The sequence below is a fragment of the Luteolibacter pohnpeiensis genome (assembly GCF_016595435.1).
Classification (GTDB): Bacteria; Verrucomicrobiota; Verrucomicrobiia; order Verrucomicrobiales; family Akkermansiaceae; genus Luteolibacter; species Luteolibacter pohnpeiensis.
On sequence record NZ_JAENIJ010000061.1, the window covers coordinates 1 to 7761 of the forward strand.

The following is a 7761-nucleotide window of genomic DNA, read 5'->3' on the forward strand; positions in this document are numbered from 1 at the left end:
AGAGTGCTCGAAGGCTTGTCGATGGGGACGCCTCTCACCCTGATTTGCGCTGAGGAAGGGATGCCTTCGCCGAAGACGATTTACAATTGGATGGCAGAAGACGAGGGACTTTCTTCACGCATCGCGCGCGCGAGGGAGGCTGGTTTTGACCGGATCGCGGTGGATGCTCTTGAGATCGCGGACACGCCCCAGGAAGGCGTCGAACGCATCGACACACCAGACGGCCCGAGAATTAAGCGAGGGGACATGCTTGGGCATCGACGACTTCAGGTAGAGACTCGTCTCAAGCTCCTGGCCAAGTGGGACCCGAAACGCTACGGCGACAAGATCACTCAGGAGATTAGCGGCCCGGACGGCGGACCTATCCAGACCGTCGAGGAATACCGACCAACCGAAGCCGACGAGGCAATCCTTCTGCGCATAGCTGCGAAGCGTGATGAAATCCGTAAGAGCCGTGAGGCCGGGGAGGATGCAGAGTGAAGACTCAGCGAACCATTCTCAGCCCTTCCGAGTTCGCCTGGTTTCAGCTGGGTGAGAAGTCGCTCTATGACTGGCAGATCGAGTGCCTCGAGGCGATCGGGCTGCAGGAGGAAGATGGACCGCCTGTTGCGATCGCAGCCGCTAACGGATCGGGCAAGACGGCGAAGGTCGTGGCCGCGGCCATTCTGTGGTTCCTGAGCCGTTTCCCGCGTGGGCAGGTGGTTGTGACCTCGGGTTCGTTCCGGCAGGTGGAGAAGCAGCTGTGGCCTGCCTTGCGGGTGCATCAAAAGAAGTTCCCGGCGTGGACATTCCTGCAGACTGAGCTGAAGACGCCAGAGGGTGGGTTTGCGCTCGGATTTTCGACCGATGACCCGGGACGGGCTGAGGGCTGGCACCCAAAGATCGGCAGCGAGACTGACCCGGTGATGATCATCGTCGATGAAGCAAAGACGGTGCCGGATGGCGTGTTCGAGGCGTTCGATCGATGCACCCGTGTGTTCCAGCTTTGGGTCAGCTCACCCGGCAAACCTTGGGGCCAGTTCTACGAGGCATTTCACTCACTCAAGAAGTTCTTTTGGACGCGAAAGGTGCGCTCGGATGAGTGCCCGCACATCGATCCTACCAAGCGTGCCCGTGACTTGGAAAAATACGGTCCGGACCATCCGCTGTATCGATCCATGCATGAGGCGGAGTTCACCGAGGATGCAGAGCGCCTTGTGCTTGCTCCTGATCGCCTGGCAAAGGCACTGGAAGGCCAGCCACAGCCCGAGGAAGACGGGGAGGTGGTTGCATTCCTCGACTTCGCTGCAGGGCGCGACGAGAACGTTCTGGCAGTTCGACGCGGCAACACGGTGCGCATCATCAGAGCATGGGTGGAAAAGGACACGATGCAGGCCGCTCGTGAGTTCGTTCGATTGCTCAAGACCGAGGGCATTCAACCCGGCCAGGCATGGGGTGATGCGGACGGCTTGGGCACGGTGATGATCGATGCGATTGCCGAGCTGGGCTTTTACCTGAACCGTTTCCACGGTGGCCAGACAGCGAGCGACCCAGATGAATACGCGAACCTCATCGGTGAAGTCTGGCACGTCGGTGCGACGGAAATCGAACGGGGAAGGATCAATCTCGGGGTTCTCGACCCGGTGACGTTCAAGCAAATCTCAACCCGCAAGAGCGAGTGGAGCGAGAACGGCAAGCTGCGTGTCGAATCGAAGGACAAGATGCGAGCTGAGGGCAGACACTCGCCGGACCGTGGCGATGCTGTGTTGGGTTGTATCGCGTGCGGATCTCGCATGAGCGGAGCGATTCGCGCTAACTCAATCCACATCCCGGAAGCCAACCGCGAGAGCTTCACCAGCGGGCTGGTAACAGGCTGGTAAGAATCTGGTCATTATTCACACTTTTCGAAATTCTTGATAATGAATGTTAGGCCCGAAAGTAGTTCTGACGCCACGACAGCATCCGGCCTGCCTGCTCGCCTCGGGTATTTCAGATAAGGTTCAGATCTGAGGGGGGACAGGCGGGCTGCGATAAATGCTTAGGTTAAGTTCGTATGGCAAATTGACAACGTGTTTGCAGAGTGATAGCTCTGAGTTGTCTACGACATAGGCCAGCCCGCTTGCAGCTATCCTTCGAACCTGACTCTTTCGTTGTTGAGCATGCTAGCGGGCTGAATTTTTCTGATCATGCGCAAGCATGTAGGGCTGGAAAGCGGGGACCACTCGCGGAGATGGGCAAATGGATAAGTCAGAACGCACCATGCGTGGCGTGAAGACGAAACTCCTATCATTCCTCGCGGCGGTTGCCGCTTTCCTCACCTTCGTCGGCGGACTCGATCTTGCCGGGATTGTTAGTTTCCTGCCGGACACAGTGGCCACCGGACTTGCGACGGCATTGCCTCTGCTTGCTGGCGTGGTCCACTTGATCAAGGCACTCGGTGATTTCATCGACGACGGGAAGATCAACAACTCGTGGTCGGTGAAGCTCTACCCACTGGCCCTGTGGCTCACGTTAGGCGTGCTGTCCTACCCGCTCGTATCGTGTGCCGGTCTGACCTCAGGTCTAACAGGCCAACCGATTGCCACCGTGCCCGTGCAGCGTGAGAACGGCACACCTTTCAACGTGGCAAGCTCCGATGTTCTCCGCGCCGAGTCGCAACCTGACACCGCCTGGGGTCTTTACGACGCCGGAGCTGTTGCCGAAGTCCTGACCCCGATCGCCGATTCGGGAAAGTGATGCTGCTGAAATTCCTGTTCCCCTAACACCTCTGCGGCCGGTCCAGCCCGCACCCCAAACGCCATCCCCGAAGACCGGAAGTAGGGGACGGCCAACCCATTTCTTGATTCATGAAAATCACCTCTGATCACTGGCTGGAAGATGCCAAACGAGTTCCTTTGCCTGGCGGTGCAGTCATGTCGATCCGACGTTTCCTGGTGATGCACTTCACCTCGGGGGCGACTGCCTTGTCCTCCATCAACTACTGGAAGCAGCTTGGCAATGGTGTGTGCGCGCACGTGGTAATCGATCGCGATGGCACGATTTACCAATGCCGACCTTTCAACCGGACCTGCGGCCATGCTGGAGCGTCGCAATGGAAAGATCCGAATACCGGCATCATCTACTTTGGCCTGAACTCCTGCGCGATCGGGATTGAGATGGCAAACGGGGGCGACTCGGATTCATTGATTGAGCGTTTCTCAAAGCTGAAGCCGCTTGTAGCGCGTCACAAGAACGGCGGGCCAGTGAAGAACTGGGAGAAGTATCCCAAGGCTCAGCTGGACGCCTGCGAAGCCGTCAGCAAGGCGCTGGTTGCTCGCTACAACCTGGACGATCTCGTCGGTCACGATGACATTGCCCCAGAGCGCAAAGTCGATCCCGGCCCGGCCTTTCCCATGCAAGCTATGCGCGAATCCTGCGGCTTCGGAGGGCTGCCAAAACCCTGAACCATTATGTCTCCCATCGAAACTTTACTCGTCGCAGCCGTTTCGACACTGGCAGGCGTGATCGTCTGGCTCTACAAATCTCAAGAAACCGCTCGAGCCAACGCTCACAAGGAGACCCGTGCGCAAATGGCAGCACTCGAAGGCCGGATCGCTGAAAGCGAAAAGCACGTCGAGGAGTGCGACAAGGATCGCGAGAACCTCAGGACTCGAGTGGCTGTTCTTGAGGATCGAGAGGAAAGGAAGGTGCAGTGTCCAAAGACTGACTGCCCACTACGATTACCTTAATGTGAAGAGAGTTTGTCACGACCTCATGCATCCTTTGTAAATCAGGAACAAAACCACGATCAATCCACAAGCTGCTATCGGCCACCACTTCATTCATCCGAGTGGAACAAAAATGCAGCGGTTTGGCTAGCGTCATCAATATGAATAAAATGACTGTTTGGCCGCTCAGGACAAGATCATTGAGCACTTACGCGCAGACGTGGAGCGGATGAGCAAGGGGTGTGGTGTGGACTCGTGTCACTGGCGGGTGAGGTGAAAGGCTCCGCGAAGCTGAATTATTTTTCTGTGATATAAATTTAGATGAGATTGAAGAATGACAAGGTTTCCCTGTATTTAATGCAGCTTCTGCACATCCCACAAGGTCGAGAAGAAACATTGCAAGAAAAGCAAAGGGGAAGAATTTGCAAGGGGATGCCTGACTGTTTGATAAGTTGAACCGCGCTCATTTCTAAAGCTGGGGCTTCAATACCTATATTTCCCTCTTGAACCGCAAGAACGCTTCTCATGAGGTCAATAAACGATGGCGTCGAATCGGCGAAGCTGTTGTCCGATTTCACAGAGCCTATCATCACAGTTTGATAGCCCCTGTGAACTGACCAGGCAGCCGCTATAGAAATTAGAAGCTGATTGCGGAAGGGCCACCAATCTGAAGTTGGAGCTATGTCTATTGGGGCCTTTCTTGAGAGATCACCAGAACCGATAGACCCTAGATCAACTGAAATAAATTCAATTGGGAGATTTATAAGATTCGCCAGTTTAGTGGCGGCTTCTTTTTCGGCGAGGGCAGATACCTGTCCATAGTCAACATTCAGCAAGACATCGGGTCTCTTCCACCAAGAAATGGCGGTCGAATCCAGACCACCGGAAAACAGCAAAGTTGTCATTTCATTGACTGCCAGAGGGTCTTGTAGATGGCCGAAGCCACGTCGGATTCTATTGTTGCTCCGTAGCCAATAAACATTGAAAGATCTTTGTTGTTTACTGATTCAGCCAAGCAAAAAATTGGTTTTTTCATATTAGCTGCGTATCCGATTTCGAAAATGGTTCCGGGATCCATCCCCGTCAAGACGCCAAAAATGATATCGGACTTTTCAAGTCCGTTAATGTCGGGCTGATAAATATCCTTAGGAGCCCCGAAGCCCACTCTGTGGAATGGAGAAAAAACTTCGGTCCAAGGGCTTTCGAGAGATGATTTAAGATGCTCAATGAGGGCAAGTTCTCCTTGGGAAAAGAATGGACCCGCTAAATAAATCTGTTTTTTCTTAATCGGTTCAGTAGGAATGACTAATGGAAGGGCTTCAAAGCTGACTACTCCGGAAAATGCCTCTTTAATGCGAGAAGATATTGCACCGTCATTGCAGTATTGGGCGGTTACCTTGGAGGCTACATCAGCTGAAGTTACCGCATCGCAATCTTCGAGAGCCCACTTGGCATAAAATGAAGCCGAAAATACATCACCTGATCCAATGCTAAATACTTGATTGGTTGCATAGGCAGGAATGGATTCGATCCTCGATTCTGTGCAAACCCAGCAACCAGCATGTGCCATTTTTACCACAATAAGGGTGTAGGGGCGGCCCTTTCCTAAAATTGACTTTTGGAGAAATTTAACAGCTTCGAAGAGTGAAGTCGTGTTTGCTAGTCGCATGGCTTCGTTGTGATTAAGGACCAAAGCGCAGCGCTTACAGGTCGAGCCATTCTCGGTGAAATGAGAAGGATTAGATGGGTTCTGAGGATCATAGACCACAGTGTCGCATTTAATGATCGCTCGACGTTCAACTGTTCCGAAAACAAGCGCACGATCGCATTCAACCTCCATGACAGGTGGCGAAAAGATCGGCACCTCTAGTTTCATTGAGGGTTTGGCTAGAGGGTTGAGATACGAAAAACTTGGCGGATTGACGAGATCGTTATCGACACATAAACTGTGCAACTTTCCACTAGCTTGTTGCAGTATACTCTTTAATGAGGGTGTGGTGGAACTATAGAGAGTAGTTAGTAATTCGTGGGTATGTTCGCTTACGACCTCGGTCAGCACGAGTAATCCGCGCAACCCAGATCCGCACATGAGGTTGTGAGGTGGAGAAATGCATGATTCATTGTAGCATCCTCCATAAACCAAGCTAGGAGTAGACATTATGATAAGGAGTAAACGTCTACTAGGCATCTGGGTGAGGCTATCTCTACGATCCTGGCCTCGTATCTATTTCCTTGTTGAATACACTCAATAAGTCTTCCAAGAGAGGCTGGAAGTATCGATCCTATGATTTTATTTTCACTCAAGATTACTACTGATGGGCGCTCGAAATCGTCCTCATCTAGTTTTACCTCTAAAACTTGAGAATTTTTGAGATTTTCAGCAAGTGTCAGATCTAGTCCGACTATAGCGGTTTTGAATCTTAATTCATTACACGAACATCTGGGGCCTATATCAGGCCCAGAGCCACCGAAGAAACTGCCTCCTCCTGAACCTCCCATGGACTCATGCCATCACCAAAGCTTGGGGTGTGTCAAACGTTTTTTTGCTAATCGTATGAGGAATCTGCCTCATTGTTGACCATATGATAAGATCTAGGGTTTGTGCGGGTGTCCCTATGGATTCCGAGAATTTCAGAAACATTTGTTCGGTTTTTAAATACTCTTTTTTGGTGTGTATTTTGTTTTGCCGAATTCCGAGATGTTCTAGGGCTCTGAGAATGTGAATATCTATTACCGCAATGGAGCCGCTTCTTGTCCAATTTCTTGCAATCCAGGATGCGGTTTTTGGGCCGATTCCAGAGATTTCCATAAGACGGCCTCGCAGAGCCTCTGCTGATTCACTCCAATCTGCTTCCCGTTCCAGTAGATCCCTGTGAATTGTCAGAATTTTGTGGATCGTCATCCCCTTGGTTCGCCAAAAGCGGTAGCGGACTGATCGCCCCCTGATAAGCAGGGGGGTGTGAAGGAAATCTTGAATTTCTTCGAGTTGAGGATTGGCTCTCTGCAACAATCCTTCATTTCTGAGTTTTTCAAAGTAGGCTAGCGAGACCTCGGCTTTCAATCCGTGTCCGCCAAGAGCGCATGCAAGGGTTTCCTCAAGTAACGTTTTACCGAGCCTATATTCCGGAAGGGATTGATTTTCAAGTTCATACTGGATCCAGTGTTGGTATCTCCAAAACGCCGGACTAAAGATTTTTGATGGAGTTCCCCAGGTGATTTCCGGGATTTTGCTCAAAGGAATTTGATGGCTCGGAATGGAAAGGTCATGCCAGTCACCGTTCCTGTATTCGTAGACTTCTTGCACGAATTAATGTTGCAAAAAAAAATAAAAAATGCAACAGCCGAGTATCAAATCGATGGGCGACCTTGCAAAATCAATAGCAAATGCGATCGAATCAAGCGGTTATTCTCTTGCCGATCTCAGTAAAATGACTGGTATTCATAGATCTCAGCTACATCGGTTCAGATCGGGCGATTTTAAAAGATATTCAAAGAATCTAAGTCTTCTTTGCAAGACGTTGCAAATAGAAGATAAAAATGCAACAATCGACAGGGATTTGTCTCTAGCGGCTCATTCGCTTTGGGACGGAACTCTGGATGGGAAAAAGAAGTTAATCAGGGTTCTAGAATCCTTGGCGGAATTTCGATAAACAGAATACGCAGGGTTCAGTGATTTTTCGGGGACCACTCCCGCAGATTGAGGGGCGAGAGTGATTGGCCACACTCCCTGCGTGAATCCGATCCGCAGGTTTCAAGACTGGAGACTCGTCATCCGGCTACCGGCCAAGGCTGTTAGCTTGGAGGGGTGCTCGGCGCGGTGCCAGCTCCGCAAATCCCCACGGCCTGGCGCTCCGCTGGCGGCGGAGATTGCCACTTCGATCCCGGTTCCGGCGAATCTGGAGATCATCTGCGATCTCACTAAAGAGCAAACCGCTCAGCTCGAAGCCGGTCGCTACTGGATCGATTGCCTGCTGGATCGTCCGGACGGATTCACGGAACCCGCTCTCACTCCTTACCCCATCGAGGTCGCCAACTCGGTGACCCTTCCGCTTTCATGATCGTTACCCAAACCGTT

10 protein-coding genes are annotated in these 7761 nt (G+C 52.0%); 7 read left to right on the forward strand and 3 right to left on the reverse strand.

What is annotated here, in order from left to right:
- The 5 genes from JIN85_RS19265 to JIN85_RS19285 form a co-directional block, all read left to right on the forward strand.
- Positions 1 to 480 (forward strand): terminase small subunit-like protein (locus JIN85_RS19265; protein WP_200273902.1); only part of this gene is annotated, 480 nt, incomplete at its 5' end.
- Entirely contained in the window at positions 477 to 1859 is a 1383-nt protein-coding gene (locus JIN85_RS19270; RefSeq protein WP_200273905.1) for a DEAD/DEAH box helicase family protein, read from the forward strand. The genes JIN85_RS19265 and JIN85_RS19270, both read left to right, overlap by 4 nt.
- Before the next feature lie 358 nt (positions 1860 to 2217).
- The gene (locus tag JIN85_RS19275; protein WP_200273907.1) at positions 2218 to 2715 is read left to right on the forward strand and encodes a hypothetical protein; all 498 of its coding nucleotides are present in this window, start codon (positions 2218 to 2220) and stop codon (positions 2713 to 2715) included.
- A 110-nt stretch (positions 2716 to 2825) separates the two neighbouring features.
- A complete protein-coding gene (locus JIN85_RS19280) occupies positions 2826 to 3422 on the forward strand; it encodes an N-acetylmuramoyl-L-alanine amidase (protein ID WP_200273909.1) in 597 nt (198 codons plus the stop codon).
- 6 nt (positions 3423 to 3428) lie between these two features.
- Positions 3429 to 3707, forward strand: a complete 279-nt coding sequence (locus tag JIN85_RS19285) for a hypothetical protein (protein ID WP_200273911.1) — start codon at positions 3429 to 3431, stop codon at positions 3705 to 3707.
- Between the two features lie 296 nt (positions 3708 to 4003).
- Here JIN85_RS19285 and JIN85_RS19290 read toward each other — a convergent pair whose 3' ends face one another.
- From JIN85_RS19290 to JIN85_RS19300, 3 genes are all read right to left on the reverse strand, one after another.
- Positions 4004 to 4591: a 7-cyano-7-deazaguanine synthase gene (locus tag JIN85_RS19290; RefSeq protein ID WP_200273913.1), complete on the reverse strand. Its 588-nt coding sequence runs from the start codon at positions 4589 to 4591 to the stop codon at positions 4004 to 4006.
- Entirely contained in the window at positions 4588 to 5562 is a 975-nt protein-coding gene (locus tag JIN85_RS19295; RefSeq protein WP_200273915.1) for a PfkB family carbohydrate kinase, read from the reverse strand. Before JIN85_RS19295 ends, JIN85_RS19290 begins: the two co-directional genes overlap by 4 nt.
- A 627-nt stretch (positions 5563 to 6189) precedes the next feature.
- Positions 6190 to 6990 (reverse strand): 8-oxoguanine DNA glycosylase, encoded by an 801-nt coding sequence (locus tag JIN85_RS19300; RefSeq protein ID WP_200273917.1) that lies wholly within the window; start codon positions 6988 to 6990, stop codon positions 6190 to 6192.
- Between the two features lie 52 nt (positions 6991 to 7042).
- On the opposite strand from JIN85_RS19300, the gene JIN85_RS22380 reads away from it, so the two are divergent.
- Positions 7043 to 7336, forward strand: a complete 294-nt coding sequence (locus JIN85_RS22380) for a helix-turn-helix domain-containing protein (RefSeq protein WP_200273919.1) — start codon at positions 7043 to 7045, stop codon at positions 7334 to 7336.
- A gap of 81 nt (positions 7337 to 7417) precedes the next feature.
- Positions 7418 to 7744, forward strand: coding sequence for a hypothetical protein (locus JIN85_RS19310; protein WP_200273921.1), 327 nt, complete (start codon positions 7418 to 7420; stop codon positions 7742 to 7744).
- The last annotated feature ends 17 nt before the right edge of the window (positions 7745 to 7761 follow it).

Coding starts and splice junctions, on each gene's coding strand:
- JIN85_RS19275 (WP_200273907.1), top strand. CDS start 2,218: ATGGATAAGTCAGAACGCACCATGCGTGGCGTGAAGACGAAACTCCTA.
- JIN85_RS19280 (WP_200273909.1), top strand. CDS start 2,826: ATGAAAATCACCTCTGATCACTGGCTGGAAGATGCCAAACGAGTTCCT.
- JIN85_RS19285 (WP_200273911.1), top strand. CDS start 3,429: ATGTCTCCCATCGAAACTTTACTCGTCGCAGCCGTTTCGACACTGGCA.
- JIN85_RS19290 (WP_200273913.1), bottom strand. CDS start 4,591: ATGACAACTTTGCTGTTTTCCGGTGGTCTGGATTCGACCGCCATTTCT.
- JIN85_RS19295 (WP_200273915.1), bottom strand. CDS start 5,562: ATGAAACTAGAGGTGCCGATCTTTTCGCCACCTGTCATGGAGGTTGAA.
- JIN85_RS22380 (WP_200273919.1), top strand. CDS start 7,043: ATGGGCGACCTTGCAAAATCAATAGCAAATGCGATCGAATCAAGCGGT.